At 57.9% G+C, this 15,918-nt stretch carries 15 protein-coding genes; 8 read left to right on the forward strand and 7 right to left on the reverse strand.

Annotated elements, in window-relative coordinates:
- Positions 1 to 64 precede the first annotated feature (64 nt).
- From WT97_RS18855 to WT97_RS18865, 3 genes are all read right to left on the reverse strand, one after another.
- Complete coding sequence (locus WT97_RS18855; RefSeq protein ID WP_060354062.1) at positions 65 to 1,777, reverse strand: hypothetical protein; 1,713 nt, start codon at positions 1,775 to 1,777, stop codon at positions 65 to 67.
- 82 nt (positions 1,778 to 1,859) lie between these two features.
- A complete protein-coding gene (locus WT97_RS18860) occupies positions 1,860 to 2,861 on the reverse strand; it encodes a CBASS cGAMP-activated phospholipase (RefSeq protein WP_060354063.1) in 1,002 nt (333 codons plus the stop codon).
- A gap of 426 nt (positions 2,862 to 3,287) precedes the next feature.
- Positions 3,288 to 4,487, reverse strand: a complete 1,200-nt coding sequence (locus WT97_RS18865) for a nucleotidyltransferase (RefSeq protein ID WP_082751431.1) — start codon at positions 4,485 to 4,487, stop codon at positions 3,288 to 3,290.
- A 118-nt stretch (positions 4,488 to 4,605) separates the two neighbouring features.
- On the opposite strand from WT97_RS18865, the gene WT97_RS18870 reads away from it, so the two are divergent.
- The 8 genes from WT97_RS18870 to WT97_RS18895 all read left to right on the forward strand — a co-directional run bounded on the left by WT97_RS18870 (position 4,606) and on the right by WT97_RS18895 (position 12,247).
- Positions 4,606 to 4,956, forward strand: a complete 351-nt coding sequence (locus WT97_RS18870) for a helix-turn-helix domain-containing protein (RefSeq protein WP_060354064.1) — start codon at positions 4,606 to 4,608, stop codon at positions 4,954 to 4,956.
- Positions 4,956 to 5,819, forward strand: coding sequence for an ImmA/IrrE family metallo-endopeptidase (locus WT97_RS18875; protein ID WP_060354065.1), 864 nt, complete (start codon positions 4,956 to 4,958; stop codon positions 5,817 to 5,819). Before WT97_RS18870 ends, WT97_RS18875 begins: the two co-directional genes overlap by 1 nt.
- Positions 5,820 to 5,845: 26 nt before the next feature.
- Positions 5,846 to 6,430, forward strand: coding sequence for a hypothetical protein (locus WT97_RS34170; RefSeq protein WP_156440280.1), 585 nt, complete (start codon positions 5,846 to 5,848; stop codon positions 6,428 to 6,430).
- Between the two features lie 206 nt (positions 6,431 to 6,636).
- Entirely contained in the window at positions 6,637 to 7,374 is a 738-nt protein-coding gene (locus WT97_RS18880; RefSeq protein ID WP_156440281.1) for a hypothetical protein, read from the forward strand.
- A gap of 759 nt (positions 7,375 to 8,133) precedes the next feature.
- Positions 8,134 to 8,409 (forward strand): hypothetical protein, encoded by a 276-nt coding sequence (locus WT97_RS34175; RefSeq protein WP_156440282.1) that lies wholly within the window; start codon positions 8,134 to 8,136, stop codon positions 8,407 to 8,409.
- Between the two features lie 106 nt (positions 8,410 to 8,515).
- Positions 8,516 to 9,955 (forward strand): APC family permease, encoded by a 1,440-nt coding sequence (locus WT97_RS18885; RefSeq protein ID WP_060354067.1) that lies wholly within the window; start codon positions 8,516 to 8,518, stop codon positions 9,953 to 9,955.
- 5 nt (positions 9,956 to 9,960) lie between these two features.
- Positions 9,961 to 10,680 (forward strand): LuxR C-terminal-related transcriptional regulator, encoded by a 720-nt coding sequence (locus tag WT97_RS18890; protein ID WP_059792033.1) that lies wholly within the window; start codon positions 9,961 to 9,963, stop codon positions 10,678 to 10,680.
- Between the two features lie 334 nt (positions 10,681 to 11,014).
- On the forward strand, positions 11,015 to 12,247 hold the full coding sequence (locus WT97_RS18895) for a porin (RefSeq protein ID WP_082741885.1): 1,233 nt from the start codon (positions 11,015 to 11,017) through the stop codon (positions 12,245 to 12,247).
- Positions 12,248 to 12,316: 69 nt separating this feature from the next.
- Here WT97_RS18895 and WT97_RS18900 read toward each other — a convergent pair whose 3' ends face one another.
- The 4 genes from WT97_RS18900 to WT97_RS35205 form a co-directional block, all read right to left on the reverse strand.
- Complete coding sequence (locus WT97_RS18900; protein ID WP_060354068.1) at positions 12,317 to 13,804, reverse strand: aldehyde dehydrogenase family protein; 1,488 nt, start codon at positions 13,802 to 13,804, stop codon at positions 12,317 to 12,319.
- Between the two features lie 54 nt (positions 13,805 to 13,858).
- Entirely contained in the window at positions 13,859 to 14,227 is a 369-nt protein-coding gene (locus WT97_RS18905; protein ID WP_060035714.1) for a cupin domain-containing protein, read from the reverse strand.
- Between the two features lie 34 nt (positions 14,228 to 14,261).
- Positions 14,262 to 15,563, reverse strand: a complete 1,302-nt coding sequence (locus tag WT97_RS18910) for an FAD-binding oxidoreductase (protein ID WP_060035713.1) — start codon at positions 15,561 to 15,563, stop codon at positions 14,262 to 14,264.
- Positions 15,564 to 15,841: 278 nt separating this feature from the next.
- On the reverse strand, positions 15,842 to 15,918 hold a 77-nt coding region (locus WT97_RS35205), incomplete at its 5' end, for a 4Fe-4S dicluster domain-containing protein (RefSeq protein WP_133168007.1).

The raw sequence follows: 15,918 nt of genomic DNA on the forward strand, positions 1-15,918 counted from the left end.
TTCTTTTTCGCGAAACAGGGCACATGGCGAGTGAGGCGGCCTGTGTCGACTGGCTCACAGAGTATTACGTCTTGCTAGACGGCCGTCGAGCAATAAATTCCGAGTAGCCTCCTTTGTATGAACGTGTACCATCCTTGTCGAAATCGATCAGCTGGTCGGTCGGCACATTTATCGTAACGCACGACAGGCGTACGTACTTGGTTCGGGCCGCTGACTGTGACGATTGCTGTTCCCAAGGTGACCGTAGCCAGCTCGCAATCGAAGCGTCGCACCGACGCGCCGCAATGATGCCCTGTTGTGGATTTCCGCGGGTAAAGTCGTCAACCGATTGAAGGCTCGTCAATATGATAGGCCGAGGGCTGCCATTGCCGACTGGATCCACTACATCGGCCGATGTCGAAAGTTTGGCGGATTCTAGGACCTTGTCAATGGCGGGACCTTCGCGCCGGATCTGAAATTCCAGGGTGGCGGTTGATCCCATTCTGTTCAAGATGTTGACGTTGGTCACGATGATTGCATCGTCCTTGTTAGGCTCGCATTGAATCCCATACATGGCTAGGCGAGGACATTGCAACGACGATAGCAGGATCGAAGATGAATGGAAATTTCCCAGTCCCAGCACAAATACGACACTTTTCGGAATAACGGTCGGTTGCTGCATAGGTATCATCACCGTCGCCACCAGGAATCCGATCGCCGTGAGGCAGGCCTTGAAGAAGTTGCGCTTCATGCTCGCCATAGAGAAAAAGGCGAGATTGAAGATTGCGAGATACAGAACCAACGTGCCCAACGTACGGATGGCATGTGCCGGGCCGTTCAGTTTTGCAAACTCGAGTGCAAGCATCAAAGGGAGCCAGCTGAAGCCGACGTAGATGAGTGCAATCCAGAAGCGCGTGGCTTGCATTGAAGGGCGCGTCTTTGGGAGAGGTGGTCCGGAGAAGACGTTAAGCCGCATGCGGCGACGCTGACCGAGAACTGCAGCATAGACGAGCAATCCCGTTGGGATTGCGGCGACTGCGAAGGCAAGCGCATAAACATGTGATCTGACAAAATCTCGCGGGACTGCGGGGCCGGAAAAGTATAGGGCTTGAGCGGCGTGAAAGTTAAACGACAAGATACGCGTGGACGAGTCGAGTCCGAGCTTGTGGAAGGCAAACAGTGTCGCAATAACGGAAAGGCCGAAAGCAACGAGAATTCGAAGGCAAGTTCTGAGCTTGCCATGTAGCTGTTGCCCCGTTAGTACGAGTGTCAGCAAAGTAAAAGCGGAGATTGCATATATGGCAACAACGAGTCCGGGTTCACTCGGCCAGAAAAAATCCGCCAGCGAGGTAAGGCCGATGCTGCCCCATGCCAGTATCGACAACACGGTGAGTTCAACCGGAAATGCTCGATCGAGTAGTTCCGTGCGCATTTTTGCGGTGACCTCGGTAGCTCGCTCCGCTTTAGCTTCGCCCGGGGCCCAGTAATGCGAAAAGGCAGGCGCTTCGGGAAGCATTTCGTCAAGCGCATATCGAGCGAGGGCGGCCGGCGCCACGCAGGTCAGGGAAAACACTGCAATGACGACAATGCCCGCAAGAAACGCTGCGGAAAAGAGCCCAGTGGTCTGCGGCAGAGTAAAGTCTGGTATCTGGCCAAGCAGCAGGTAGTACCAGAAGAGCGTCCCGCCGCCCACTATCCCGCTCAGGAAGCCGATGGATATGATTGGATTGCTCTTGGCATATTTCTTTGCCCAAAAGATAAGCCGCGCGATCCGTTTGTTTTTGTTCACATTCTGCATTTGAAATAAATTTGGTTGGCGGTGCAGATTCGTTAGATATTGTGGAAACTGTGGGTTCGTCTGTGCGACAGATCTGTCGTGGCTACCCGTGCGGGATTGGAATGAATGGATGAGTGGGTGCGTTCAGAAAATTCTGCATCAACATCGGGAGGGCGTCGCGCGCGCATGCGGAGCCAAGACCTCGGAGCCTGTCTATCATCGATGTCTTGTCGAGGGAAAATTTCCCGTTGGCAACCTTCGGCTGGTAGCGGAAAACTCGCGGCGAAACTTCTGAATGGTTGGATAACAGATACGCGGTACCCATGGATCCGCGTGACTGACCTTGCATGAAAAGCGCGGTCGACTTGAAAAGGAGGTCCTTGTATCCCGAATTCAGGGGAATGTCGATCAGCTCTTCGGTACATCCGAGACTGAGAACAAACAGTTCGTCGTCGCGCCAGTTCAGGACTGTGCGTGCTTCGACGGCGGCGACGCCGGTCGGGTTATTCGCCCAGATTCCTCCGTCAATGATCGGTGAACCATTTGGTAACGCGTGCGCGCGGAAGTAAGTGGGTGCGGCTGCCGTTGCCAGTGCGACGTCCACCATCGTTTCCTTCCAGTCGACACGCAAGCGCTCATGGTGCCGGGTTTTAAACACGTAAAGATCTTCCTTGTCCGCGTGATAGGCAGGAATGACCAGTCGCAGACGACTGTCGCCGAGAACTCGCTGTCCGATCACGCTTTCGAGGGCTGCGCGCAATTTTGCGGGGTCGTACTTGGGCCAGAGCACTTGCTGCATGTTCCGTGCTGTGCCAGCGGATCGCCTGGCGAACCTGCTCAGCAAGCTTCCGGCTTTCTCTTCACGGACCTGTTCGAAGATCGATGGCCCATGGTCTACGTAGAAATTCACAATTTCTCGCGCGGACATGCCGAGCCCGAGTCCGATCGCGATAATTCCGCCCGTTGACGTGCCGGCAACGAGGTCGAAGTGATCGGCGATACGGCGATTGGTGGCCTCTTCGACAGTCGCAAGAAATTCCGCGGCAAGGACGCCCTTGATACCACCGCCGTCGATAGAGAGGACGCGTTTCTTCGAGTTCGTCATAGGTCGCCAGGGTGCTTTCCGCCCCCTTTCCAGTCATCGGTCAAAAGCCAGTCTTCGAAGTACATGAGCCAAAGTGCCGTCCACGGGACGATCGTGTCCGTCAGCGAATGGACGGCGGACCACTCGCCCGAGCCCGGAAGGTAAAGGCATAGCGAAAGAGGTGAGTATGCGTAATAGACGTGCGGAAGGCGCCGGCCTGCAGCGAGGTCCTGGATATCCGGGCTGAGCACGACGACGCGGGGTACACCTGCTTTTCGGTAGCTCAGGCGAATATGATAGCGACGCGAGATCGGTGACGGCCGGATATAGAACTCCCACGTCAGTGTCCCGTTGCGCACCTGTCCTTTCCCCCCGTCAAGACCAGCAGCACGCAAACGGAACCACTGCTGCGCAGGTGTAAGTCTCGCGGTAGGTGCGCGCCTCACGTCAATCTCCAAAGAAGGTGTTCGAGCGCACCGACGTTGTGTTTCCGACCGCCTGGGTGGTCAGGCCAATCGAGGGGGCGAAGAAGAGGGATCCATTGCCCCGCGCGACGTGCAGCGACCGGACATGCCCGCCCAGCGCCGCAATAGCCTGATCCCTTGTGGCACCGTAGGTCTTGGCCAAGCGTTCAGCGATAACGTCCTGCCCCTCGAGCTTCAGCAGCTCGGACAGGTCCTCGAGCGCCTTCGTGTGCCAGGAAAAAAACGTTATGGGCAGTCGTGGATCGTGGTTCCATTTTTCAGCGAAGTTTTCGCCCAGCGTGGCATCGTTGTCGATCCGATACTCGATGTGACCACCGCGATCAATATGCTGGATAAAGTCCGGCATGTGCGTGATGACGTCAACGATCAATTCATACATGTCGGCGTATGCGTTTTTTGTGACGCAGCGTTCGTACGAGTATGCAGCCAGGGTCGTGATGATCACGGAGATGGGCGCCAGCTCACGCGCAGCCGGCGCGGAGAATGCCTCATCCCGATGGCGCTTTAGGAGCTGAACGATCCGTTTGAGCGGCGGCTTCGACATTTGCTGCTCGGGGAAGCTTTGCACGGAGTCCGCCTTTGCGATCGCGCGGTCAAATGCGTACAGGCGAGGACGCAGCGCCGCGCGGCGTTCGAAGTTGGCGCGATACCCGCGGGGATTGGTAGCTTTCCAGTTCGCCACCTTCCGGTCAGGAACAAGTTCTCCCCGTTGGACACACATCTCGTTCGTGATCGCGGGCGTGATGTCCAGGTGAAACTCATTGGCATAGTTGATTCGCCAGCAGCGTTGTTTTTCTTCCAGCATGCCGTCGTACTTCCCGTGTTCCCTGAGCCGATCGCCGACCAGCGCCTTCACCGCTGCCGGCGAAGATCTTTCCGCGATGGTTGGAAGAAAGCACACGAGATCGACATCGAACTCTGTCTGGTTCAACGGCTTGACGGTTGTACCTAGGGCGATCGATCCCTGCGGATAGATCAGGGCGCTGGAAAGAAAGCTGTTGTCCGAACCGGCAAGCCAGTCGCCAACTGCTTCATACCGCTCCTGAGCTTGCTGGTAGCGGGAGGCAGACAGTTCAAGTTCATCGCACAAGCGGTCGAGCGTCTGAACGAGCAAATTGCGTTTGTACCGCGAAATTTCCTGAATCTGACGATCGTTCTTCATACCCGTCCTTTGCCGGAAATGGGGGGCGTGCTAAACTTGACTTGTCGACATCGACAAGTTTCACTCAGGCTAATCTTACTTGTCGACTTTGTCAAGTCGAAGTAACTTTTATCGACAAATGGAAGATACCGCACGAAACATCTTCGCCGAGCGACTGCGTCACGCCCGCGAAAACCTTCGCCAGCTCACGCAGAGCGAACTCGCCGAGCGGGCTGGCTTGCCATCAACCTCCATTTCCCATTTTGAGAATCCGAACGGGACGCGAAAGCCGTCCTTCGACAATCTTCGACGGCTTTCCAAGGCGCTAGATGTCACCACTGACTATCTGCTGGGAAGGACCGAGGATCCAGTTGGGGCGAGCGTGAACGATTCGCTGTACAGAGATGTGCAGATGTTGAATGAAGCAGATAAGGAATTTGCGAACCAGATGATCCGGCAATTGGCCGAACGGCGAAAACGGGAGGGGTGATGGGCGACGTCTCGTTGCGCGATGCAGAGCAGTTAGCCGAAAAGGTAGTCAGCGATTTTGGTTTGACCTTGCCGGTCGACGTCGTTGAGCTGGCTCGAAGTCACGAGATTCTGGTAGAGGCGAAGCCTTCGATTGCAGCTGGGGTGTCGGGCATGTTGATCCGGCACGTCAATGACTTCGCCATCGGCTATGCGACTCATGTACGAAGCGAGGGATTCCAGCGTTTCAGCATCGCTCATGAGCTAGGCCATTTCTTTCTGCCCGGCCACCCCGAACACATTTTTAGCGAAGGCAAGACCTTGCACGAATCGCGTGCGGGTTTCGCTTCCGGCGATCCGATAGAACTTCAGGCAGATCATTTTGCGGCAGGTCTGCTGATGCCGTCGTCGCTTTTTGCGAAGGAGGCCGGCAAATACTCGGACGGATTGGGCGCGGTCGAGAAGCTGGCGGAGGTCTGCAAGACCTCCCTCACCGCGTCAGCAATCCGCTATGCGGAAGTAACGGACGCCGCAATCGCCGTCGTTGTAAGTTCGCGCTCGTCGGTCGACTACTGCTTTCTTTCCCCGGCGATGTCGAGGATCAGGGGGCTCACCTACCTCAAGAAAGGGGCTGTGCTACCACGTGATTCGCTAACGCGCAACTTCAATCAGGCATCGGATAACGTAGTCTCCGGCCGTCGCGTTGATGGCGAAACAGATCTGCAGTCGTGGTTTCGGTGCGACGGCGAATTTGACGCGTGGGAGGAAGCGGTCGGCCTGGGGGCGTATGGGAAGACACTGACTGTTATCACGGCTGAGGCCTCGGACGACGACGAGGATGGCGGACGAGGATGGGATGAGCCGAAGTTTAGCTATCGGAGGTAATTGCAGATGATTGCCGGCTCGACTTTATGAGCAACACAAACTTCGAACCCGACGACGGTGATGTCGCGGCTGCGCATCAGGCTCTAGGCGAGTTTGTCGTCATCTTCCAATGGGTCGAAGATCTGTATCGGCAGATCGGTTGGTTCATCCTGGATCCCGCGCGCAAGCATTGGCCACCCAAGGAGCTGCGCCGCGAAACGCCCCACATCCTGATCGATAAGGTAACAGGGTTGTTTGTTGGTCTCACTCGCACCTACGCATTCCCAAATGCCGAAGAAAAGACGAATGATATTCTTGAACTAAGGGAGCGCTTTCAGGAGCTCCGACTGTATCGGAACCGCCTACTGCATTCGACTTTTCTCGAATTAAAGGCGTCCGGTGAGGTTTACGGGTACGTGCGAGCAAACACCAAACTGGGGGTGGATCCTGAAACAGGGGAGTTCATTGTCGAACTCGAAGAGGTTTCAGCGGATGCTATCCACGCAAAAATTCGAGAATATGCAGGGTGCATGCAGCGATTGAATGCGCTTCATCTGCAGCTTGTACATTGGGCACCTTTCGATAGGCATGGCATTCGACAGGGCGTTTTACCCAACACGCGCTCAACATAACGCCAGAAGGCTAAAGTCGGCCACAGCTGGCTTTTGAGCTTCATGTTGTTTGTCGTTGGGATTTGCAAGATCCATCTCTTTGTGGACGGAAGTGCAGGCCAATGCGTGGAATCTAAGGACTATCGATTTTCGAGCAGTGCATGAGAAGGGGGGAAGGTGCTGGGCGGGACGCAAGAAGTTGGTGGAACGAGAACACTTGGGGGTATATGAGCGAACTACTGTTTGATGCAGATCACTGGTACTGGAAAGCGCTCGAGGATTTTGTTGCTTACAGGGATATGGATAAATTCCTTCGCAGTGGACAAGCGTTTTCGGCCGATGCGGACTCAATGAGCTTCCACACGTCCAACGACAACGACGAAAGCGCTACGAGAGAGAAGCTCGTGGAAAGCTGGCGTGGTTCGCTTACCGGATCGCTTGATCACTTCGCGTCATTGACCATTGTTGCCATGTGTTCGACATTCGAAGTGGCGGCGAAGGAGTTCTACGAGAATGTGTTTTTCCGGCACCCTAAGCGTATGCATGAATACCTTGGGAAAGAAAAGCAATTCGGGGTAGTCCAGCTATCCGACGTCGTCGAAGCCGGAGACTATCAGGGGCTGCTTCATCGTCTGGCCCGGCGTGCAGCGGCGAACGCGACAAAGGGGAAATACGGAGACATTCTGGCAAGGGCATTCAAGGTCGCTGGTAGCCCGAACGACCGGAACCTGACCGACAGGCTGAATGGGGTGCAGATGGAACGCAATCGGGTTGTTCATGAGAAGGAGGTGTTGCAGCGAGACGTAATGGCGCTTGATGCAACGCACTCGATTCTTGCCGACGCGATTGGATCGTTGGCTCAGTTGGCTTTGAATCTCGACGTGCCGGGGTCTTACACCTGTGTGTCACCCGTTGGCACTTTCGTCGTCAATGAAATTGCCGGATTGTTGCCGACAGTGTCGTAACTAACGACAGTGGTGGTGTCGGGGTGGCAGGCGAGCATCCGACGCGGTATCCACAAAATAGCTGGCACGGTGGTGTCGCGGCCCTCGAGAAACTTGCGTGCCAGGCATCTTGCGTGACGCATTCATTTGAATGCCTGTGTCTTGCTATGCAGTCGGGGGCGGCGACCGAGTTTGTGTGCTTGCCGATGGGCTGGTCGCGCGCCGTTGGGTTCTGCCTTTTTCCTAGCAGCGTCTGTTGGTTTTGATCTGGCCGCGTCGGAAGGAACCTGGCGGTACTCGTGACGGTATTACCTTTGTGCAATGCTTTACGGTACCTTTTCTCCGCGGATGTTGTGAGGAAAAGGGGCGTTGTCTTCCATTGCAATCGACCGGAAGCCGAGAAGTGCTGATGGGATTTGTCGGCATCGTTGGCGGTATCGCTTTCATGCCAACCGGCCGAAGGGCCATGTACACAAGGCTTCAGCCCAATGGTTGACAATGGAGTGGGGATACTACTTCTCGCGATGAGCTACGCGTGCAGTAGTGAGCTGAGAATGAGCAAAAGCCACGCGCCTTTTGCAAAGCTCCTGATGTAGCCTTTGGTCGCGCCTCGCGATGCCGATCAGGCTGGGGTGTCTCAAAATGTGGTACGAGCGGATGTAATGATGGCCTACCTGGAGGTCGGTATGGGCATGTCTCTGGGAAGTATGGGTAGGATGATGGGTACGCGGTAATCGGGAAGAGTGGGAGTCAAACTTGGCGGGGCATTACGGGCGATAGTTGCAGTTTGCCGCCTTCCGCCACTCGCATTTCGTCGATTTCGCGCTCCTGACCTTCGGGGCGTCCATGCTCGTCCGTCGTCACGCTACTGCGCTTACCGTGGTCGGCCTGCTCGCGCTTGACCCGTACGTGCAGCGTTTGCGGTGTGCAGCCAGTCGTCGGCCCCATTCGATCGAAGTTCGCATCGACGGATGTTCGCTACACTGCTCGCGCATCGGCGTGCGGCGCGCCGCTGCTGGCGAAGGCTGGCGGCGGTTGCTGGTGTATGGAAACTGAAAGAAAAAATCAGCCGAACGGTTGATTGTGCGCGGTGATTTGGCTTTGAAGAATGGTCTTCACCCGACCTCATCGAGAAGGTCGTGGATTCAGGAGACAGTCGAAAATGAAGGGAGATGTCCAAAGCAAGCCAGCGCTCAGGAAAAACGCGCTCGGCATGTTGTCGATCGTATTTCTGGTCATTGCGACCAACGGCCCGTTGACCGCGCTTGTCGGCGTGATACCCGTGAGCATCAGTCTCGGCAACGGGATTGGCGTTCCCGGCACATTCGTATTCGCTGGCCTGATTTACCTGCTTTTCAGCGTCGGGTACGCCGCGATGAGCCGTTACGTGAAAAACGCCGGGGCGTTCTATGCCTACATTGCGACGGGCCTTGGCCGGCCTGCCGGCGTCGGCGGTGCGTTCCTCGCGCTGCTGGCCTACAACGCGATGCAGCTTGCTTGCTATGCGTTGGTCGGTTTCTTCATCAGTCAGTCGGCGGAAGCCCATTTTGCGGTGCACGTGCCATGGTGGATTTCGGCCGCAGCCGTGGTGCTCGTCGTGCATTACTTTGGCTACCGCAACGTCGAATTCAGCGGCAAGTTCCTTTGCATGCTCATGGGATGCGAAATCGCCATCATCGTGATCTTCGATGCCGCGGTTGCCATTCATGGAGGCCCCCAGGGCTTCTCGCCCAGTTCGTTCACACCGTCGACCGTGTTCACCGCAGGGTTCGGACCGTCCCTGGTGTTCGTCGTCGGCTCGTACATGGGCTTCGAGACCACGGCGATCTACTCCGAGGAGGCGCGGGACCCGGTGCGCAGTATCCCGCGCGCAACGTACATGGCGATCACCGTCATCATGTGCCTGTATGCCGTCTCGGTATGGATGATCATCACCGCCTACGGTCCTGCCGAGGCGATCGTGCAGGCCGGCAAGGATCCCGGCAACATGTGGTTCGCGATGACGGGGAAGCTGGTGGGCAACTGGGCGGCCGATGCAATGGGCGTGCTGATGATCACGAGCCTGCTCGCCGCATTGATCAGCTTTCATAATACGATTTCCCGTTACTTCTTCTCGCTTGCGCGAGAGGGTGTGATCTGGCCTGCCCTGGCGCGCACCCATGCGACTCAGCAAACGCCTTATGTTGCCAGCGCGGTGCAGACGGCTTGTGCGTTGGCGGTACTGACGGCTTGTGCCGTGAAGCATGTCGATCCGCTGTTGGGCGTACTCCCGTGGTCGAGCGTCGTGGCGTCGGTCGGCATCGTTGCGGTTCAGGGTTTCGCTTCATTGGCCGTGCTGGGATTTTTCTGGAAGAATAGCCGCGGCGTGTCGATCTGGCAGCGTCTCGTGGCGCCTGCGCTGGCGTCGCTGGGGCTGTTTTTCTGTCTGTGGCAGATATTTGCGCATATCGACCTGCTCAGCGGCAGCGACTCGATCGTCGCGCGTCTGGTGCCGTTCGCGACCCTGGCGGTTGCGGTCGTCGGTGCCGCGTTTGCGATGTGGCTCAGATCGGCTCGCCCGGCGCTGTACGCGAATCTGGGGCGTTTATTGAGCGAGGTGTAGTTGAAATGCACGAGTGCGAGTGGACGAATGCGGGGCGGCGGAATCAGTTCTCGGCGGATTCGCGCTTTGCGGAAGAGACCCTTCACTTCGTGGCGCGGACGACCGGGGTCAAGACGGTGGCGTTCTATCTCGTCGACGACAACACTGGTTACTGTAATTTCCAGCGCCACGAGGTGCCCGAGACGTTCCATCGCCAATACGAAACCGGCATGTGCAAGTACGACCCCTTCGAGATTCATCGGGTCGCCCTGTCGGATGTGCGCAGTGCGGTGCTGACGCAGCGCGTCGGTCACTGTCCGGAGGATCAGCACTATGTTCGATTCCTTCGCGCGCATGGTTATACGGACATCGTGGAGATGTTGTTTCGGAACGAGGGGCGCGTCGTCGGCGGCATGTCGCTGCTGCTTCACGATAGCGATGACGATGCGGCGATCCTGTCAGCAGTCGATGCGATGCAGCCGTACATCGAGTTCAATCTCTGCCGGGCGCGCAATCGCGGTACGCCGACTCTCAAGCGGGAGGCGGCGCAACGCTTCCTGTTGTCGTCGCGTGAAATCGATGTGGTCGATTTGATGATGCGGGGGACTACGAACAACGATATCGCATCGAGCCTCAATATCAGCGTGGCAACAGTCAAGACCCATGTACTGAAGATCTTCCATAAGGTCGGTGTGTCGAATCGCTCGACGCTCGTGTCGAAATTGTCCGAGTACGGTTTTCATTGATCTTCGCTGCCGGGGTCCGTGCGTCTCGGCAGCAATACGCTATTCATCAGTTTCCGCGCTCCGTCATTCCCCTACGTTCGTATCGGCATTCCGCTTCCGCGGCATTGTCCACGTCACTCCCCCTTAAGTGTTTACCCGTCCAGGTCACGAAATCAACCAAACGGTTGATGTCGGCGTAGTGGATCGGTGCAGGACAATCGATTCGGCGGGACGGTCATCCGTTCCGCCGAACCGGCGGCTAGCCGCGAGATAGTGCGGCTAATCGGGAAAGTCAGACAGGCGGGGCCGGCAAGAAGCTGTCGGCATGCGTCCCAAAAACTAAGGATAACTACTGATGAAAGCATGTCTATTCGATCTGGCATGTCGCGGAGGTCAGGGTGGTGCGATCGCGGTGGCAGCAATGCTTGCCTGCGGCAGTTCTCATGCACAAAGCAGCGTCACGCTATACGGTGTGATCGACACCGGCATCACGTACGTCAACAATCAGCAGCAATCGGTGGCGGGCGGTGTCGCCGGAAAGCGTGCGTGGAGCATGACGAGCGGAAACGTCGCGCCGACCACGCTGGGTTTCAAGGGTACCGAGAGCCTCGGTGGCGGATACAGTGCGATCTTCGACCTGAGGAACTATTTCCTCTCGAATAATGGTGCGCTGTTCGAGCAGAATGCCCTGTTCGACGCGACTGCCATCGTCGGAATCCAGTCGGATCGATGGGGTACGCTTACGTTAGGGCGGCAGTTCGATTCGTATACCGATGCGTTGGCGCCGTTTGCGGTCAGCAATACCTGGGCCGGGCCTGCCGGCGCACATTTCGGCGATATCGACAATCTCAATGCCGCCTTCAATGTCAACAATGCGGTGAAATACCTGAGCCCGAGCTTTTCGGGACTGTCGCTTGGCGGTACATTCAGCTTCGGCAACCAGGCGGGTGCATTTGCGACGAACCGCGCGTGGGCGTTGGCGATCAACTATTCGAACGGTCCGTTCTCGGCCGCGGCCGGCTATCTGTCGATGCGCAATCCGCTGACCGCCGGGCTGCGTGGAGATACGGTGTATATCGGTGAACTCAGTTGCGGACAAAGTCCGTCGAGTTACTGCGGGATGCACGACAGCGACGAACTGCGCACGTTCGGAGCAGGCGCCAGCTATGCGTTCGACAAGCTGACCCTGTCGACTGCGGTTACGCAGGCGAAGCTGCTGGGCAGCCGCTACCTGACGGCGATTGCAGGGCCGGTCAGCGATATCCGGTTCGACACGGCCGAGGCCAGCGCGCTCTACAACGTGACGCCGGCGCTGCAGGCAGGCGTCGCGTACAGCTATACGCTCGCGAAGATATCGGCCACCGATTCGCGGACCGATATTCACAAGGTGAGTGTGGGCGGCATCTACAGCCTGTCCAAGCGGACCGCACTGTACGCGACGGTGAACTATGAAAGGATGGCCGGTGACGGTTTGGGTATCGACCCGCTGACCGGCGCGATGCGAAACTACGCACAGTTGGCCTACGTGGGTAGCGCAAATGCGTCGTCGCAAGTGGCCGTATCGGTCGGAATCAAGCACACGTTCTGATCGTGGCACGAATGCAAAGGGCCGGCGTCTCGCAGCGCCGGCCCTTGAGTGCGAGATGCCGGGTGTTCTTCAGTGCCGGATCATGACCGACTTCAGTTCCGTGTAATCGTCGATGAAGGCCGCGCCGAATTCTCGGCCGATGCCCGATGCCTTGACGCCGCCGAAGGGCAGCGCAGGATCGAGGAACGTGTGCATGTTGACCCAAACGGTACCTGCTTCGATTCGGGGAATCAGGTTCATCGCCTTGCCGAGGTCGTTGGTCCACAGGCTTGCCGCCAACCCGTACGGTGTGTCGTTGAACAGGTCCACGAGTTCTGCCTCGTCGTCATAGGCCAGGAACGTCGCGATCGGGCCGAAGGTTTCCTCGCTGAGCATCTTCGCGCGGCGATCGTCGACGAGGACTGCGGTCGGCGTCACGAAGTAGCCGGTACGGTCGAGCGGTTGGCCGCCGAACGCGATCGTGCCGCCCTCGCTGCGTGCCAGATCGAAGAAGCCGACGATCTTGTCGAAGTGGGCGCGGTTCGAGAGCGGACCGAACTGGGTGTGCTCGTCCATCGGATCGCCGATCTGGAGACCCGCCAGCGCACCCTTGAGTTTTTCGAGCACCTCGCCGAGACGCGAGCGATGCACGAAGAAACGCTCGCCGGCGGCACATACTTGCCCCTGGTGAACGAAGCCCGATTCGAGGATGCCGGACACGGTCTTGTCGGCATCGACGTCCTTCAGAAATCCGACGGCATTCTTGCCGCCGAGTTCGAGCGTCGCACGCGTGAGCTTGGCGTCCATCGCACTGCGGCCGACGGCAATGCCGGTCGGCACCGAACCGGTAAAGCTGACCTTGGCCGTACCTTCATGATCGACCAGCCAGCGCCCGGGATTGCCGCCGCCGCTCACGACGTTGAACGTACCGGCCGGTGCGCCGGCTTCGGTAGCCAGTTCGGCGATGCGCAGTAGCGTCAACGGCGTGAACTGGCTCGGCTTGATGATCACGGTGCAGCCGGTCGCCAGCGCGGACGCGAATTTCCAGACTGCGATCAGGATCGAGAAATTCCACGGCACGATGCCGACCACTACACCCACCGGCTCGCGGCGAGTGAATGCGCTGTATCGCTCGCCGTTGAACGACGGCAGCGACGGCGTGATGGTTTCGCCGTGGATGCGCGTGGCGGCGCCGGCGTAGTGCTTGAGAAAGCCGATGGCTTGGTCGACTTCGAATGCGCGCGAAATCTGGATGATCTTCCCCGACTGCAGCGTTTCGATTTGCGCGAGCTCCTCGCGATGCTTCTCGAACAGGTCGGCCAGCCGAAGCAGGACATTCGCCCGCTCGGCCGGGGTAGTCCGTCCCCATGCACCTTCAAACGCGGCGCGGCTTGATGCCACCGCTGCATCGACGTCGTCGCGTGTCGCGTCGGCGACATCGGCGATTACCTGTTCGTTCGACGGGTTCACGACCGCAATGCGCTCGCCTCGACTTTCGACGGCGCGACCGTGGATGTAGTGGCCGTGAGGGCGGGAAAGAAAGGCCGTGACTTCCGGCAGGATTGAAATCGCTGTCATGGGAAATCCATCGAAAGAAATGGACGTTGAAGGATGCGAAGAACCGGCGTGTCGTCAGGCAAACAGCAGGAAATGCTTCGTGTAGCCGTCAGTCAGGACTTCCCAGATAGTCGATGTGCCCTTCGTAACGAACCAGGAGTCGCCGGCCTTGAAGTGCCGAGTCTCGCCCGTCGATTCATCGGTGATACGCACCTCGCCATGCATGATCGTCGCCTGCTCCGAGAACGGGTAGACGAGGCGGTATTTGCCCTTGCTGGTGCCGAAATAGCCTGCATTTACCGGGTCCGTGAAGGTACCGTAGGTACTGTGTGCGTACGCTTGTACGTCGCCTCCTTCGAGAATCTCGCCTCCGAGGGCCGTCAGGCTGCCGATCGAAGCGAGTTCGGCGATGGTTTTGCCTTGCTGGAGAGGAATCATGGACATGGTGTGCTCCTGAACGGGAAGTTTCGAGTGGCGCTCAACGGCGCCCGTGGAAATAGCCGGACGTCTGATGGGCAAGCTTGCCGAGACTGACCAGCAGCGCGCGGAAATGATCCTTGCCGGGGATCGAGGCATGGCTGATCGAGCTCAGCAGGCGATAGCGCTCGGAGCCGCCCATGATCCCTTCCGCCAGGATCTTGCAGAGCAGTTGGCTGGGCGTGACGCCGAAACCGGAGTAGCCCTGTACGTAGAAGACATTCGGGCGGTCGACGAGTGTGCCGAGTTGCGGAAAGAGTTTCAGGCTGCAGGGCAGCGGGCCGCCCCACGCCATGTCGATCCTGACGTCGTTCAGGTACGGGAAGATCTGCAGCATGCGAGCCCGGCAGAACGCATACAGGTCGCTGGGCATGTATTCGAGCAACTGGTGCGCGGTGCCGAACATCAGCCGGTTGTCGGTAGTGACACGGAAATAGTCGATGACCGGTCGAATATCGCTGTACGCACCACGGATCGGGCTGATTTGCTCGATCAGCGCGGCCGGCAGCGGTTCGGTAACCGAATTGAACGCCCAGACGTCGAGTGTCTTTCGATGCAGTTCGGGCTCGATGCGATTGTTGAAGCCATCCACTGCCCATACCAGTTGCTTAGCCCGAATGTTGCCCTTCGCCGTGCGGACATGGACGCGATCGCCATAGGTGACTTGCAGAGCGGGGCTGTGTTCGAAAATGCGCACGCCGTAGCGCTCCGATACGACCTGTGCCTCACCCAGCAGCAGGTTCAGCGAATGAACGTGACCGCAACCATTATGAAGGAGTGCTGCATGATAGACGTCCGAGCCGATGATTTGCTTCACTTCGCTGCCTTCGAGGTAGCGGATTTCGTGCGGTGATCCCAATGACGAAAATTCGGCTTGCCATTGCTGGAGGGTGCGGGCCTGACGCGCATTGAAGGCCAGATAACCATAACCGCTGCGAATGTCCGCCTGGATGTCGTACCTGGCGATACGCTCGCGCATGATCTGCGGCCCCAGTTCGTTGAGCGCGAAGATCGCCTTCAGGCCGTCTTCGCCTACGTCGCGCCGGATACCGTCGAGGTCGTGTCCGACGCCGACCATGACATGGCCGCCGTTGCGGCCGGAGCCGCCATATCCGAGATAGCGGGCTTCCAGCACGACCGTATTCGTGAGCCCGTGCTCGGCAAGTTCGAGCGCGGTATGGATACCCGAAAATCCGCCGCCGATGATGACCACGTCGGTTTCCAGATCGGCTTCCAGCGACGGGAAGCTCAAGTCGTACTTGGCGGTTGCCGTGTAGTAGGTCGCGGTTTCGTCTACATGCATGGTATGGATGTTTGTTTTACGTGAGCCGGCAGGTAGAGGTTCACTGATTCGCGAGGGTCTCCTTGAAGCAGGAATCGCTGCATCTGCCGTTCGATTGCACGATCGATCCCGCTACGGGAAACGGATATTGGGCGACGCGCGACTCACGGACGAGCGACGGGCGCTTCGAATCATGTTGTCGAACAGGATCGAGCCGATTCTAGGTAGCCGCGGCAATGGATTGAATCAACCAAAAGGATGATTTTTTCGACGAGAAGGGGGAGAAGGGTTCCGGCAGCTTACATGTTCGGGTAATTCGGCCCGCCGCCGCCTTCGGGCGTGACCCACACGATGTTCTGCGTCGGGTCCTTGATGT

The organism is Burkholderia sp. MSMB1459WGS (assembly GCF_001534535.1).
Classification (GTDB): domain Bacteria; phylum Pseudomonadota; class Gammaproteobacteria; order Burkholderiales; family Burkholderiaceae; genus Burkholderia.

Excerpts from the sequence above, each read along its gene's own strand:
- WT97_RS18875 (WP_060354065.1), top strand. The coding sequence starts at position 4,956 with ATGGGCGACGTCTCGTTGCGCGATGCAGAGCAGTTAGCCGAAAAGGTA.
- WT97_RS18900 (WP_060354068.1), bottom strand. The coding sequence starts at position 13,804 with ATGACAGCGATTTCAATCCTGCCGGAAGTCACGGCCTTTCTTTCCCGC.
- WT97_RS18860 (WP_060354063.1), bottom strand. The coding sequence starts at position 2,861 with ATGACGAACTCGAAGAAACGCGTCCTCTCTATCGACGGCGGTGGTATC.
- WT97_RS18865 (WP_082751431.1), bottom strand. The coding sequence starts at position 4,487 with ATGAAGAACGATCGTCAGATTCAGGAAATTTCGCGGTACAAACGCAAT.
- WT97_RS18870 (WP_060354064.1), top strand. The coding sequence starts at position 4,606 with ATGGAAGATACCGCACGAAACATCTTCGCCGAGCGACTGCGTCACGCC.
- WT97_RS18885 (WP_060354067.1), top strand. The coding sequence starts at position 8,516 with ATGAAGGGAGATGTCCAAAGCAAGCCAGCGCTCAGGAAAAACGCGCTC.
- WT97_RS18890 (WP_059792033.1), top strand. The coding sequence starts at position 9,961 with ATGCACGAGTGCGAGTGGACGAATGCGGGGCGGCGGAATCAGTTCTCG.
- WT97_RS18895 (WP_082741885.1), top strand. The coding sequence starts at position 11,015 with ATGAAAGCATGTCTATTCGATCTGGCATGTCGCGGAGGTCAGGGTGGT.
- WT97_RS34170 (WP_156440280.1), top strand. The coding sequence starts at position 5,846 with ATGAGCAACACAAACTTCGAACCCGACGACGGTGATGTCGCGGCTGCG.
- WT97_RS18855 (WP_060354062.1), bottom strand. The coding sequence starts at position 1,777 with ATGCAGAATGTGAACAAAAACAAACGGATCGCGCGGCTTATCTTTTGG.
- WT97_RS18880 (WP_156440281.1), top strand. The coding sequence starts at position 6,637 with ATGAGCGAACTACTGTTTGATGCAGATCACTGGTACTGGAAAGCGCTC.
- WT97_RS18910 (WP_060035713.1), bottom strand. The coding sequence starts at position 15,563 with ATGCATGTAGACGAAACCGCGACCTACTACACGGCAACCGCCAAGTAC.
- WT97_RS18905 (WP_060035714.1), bottom strand. The coding sequence starts at position 14,227 with ATGTCCATGATTCCTCTCCAGCAAGGCAAAACCATCGCCGAACTCGCT.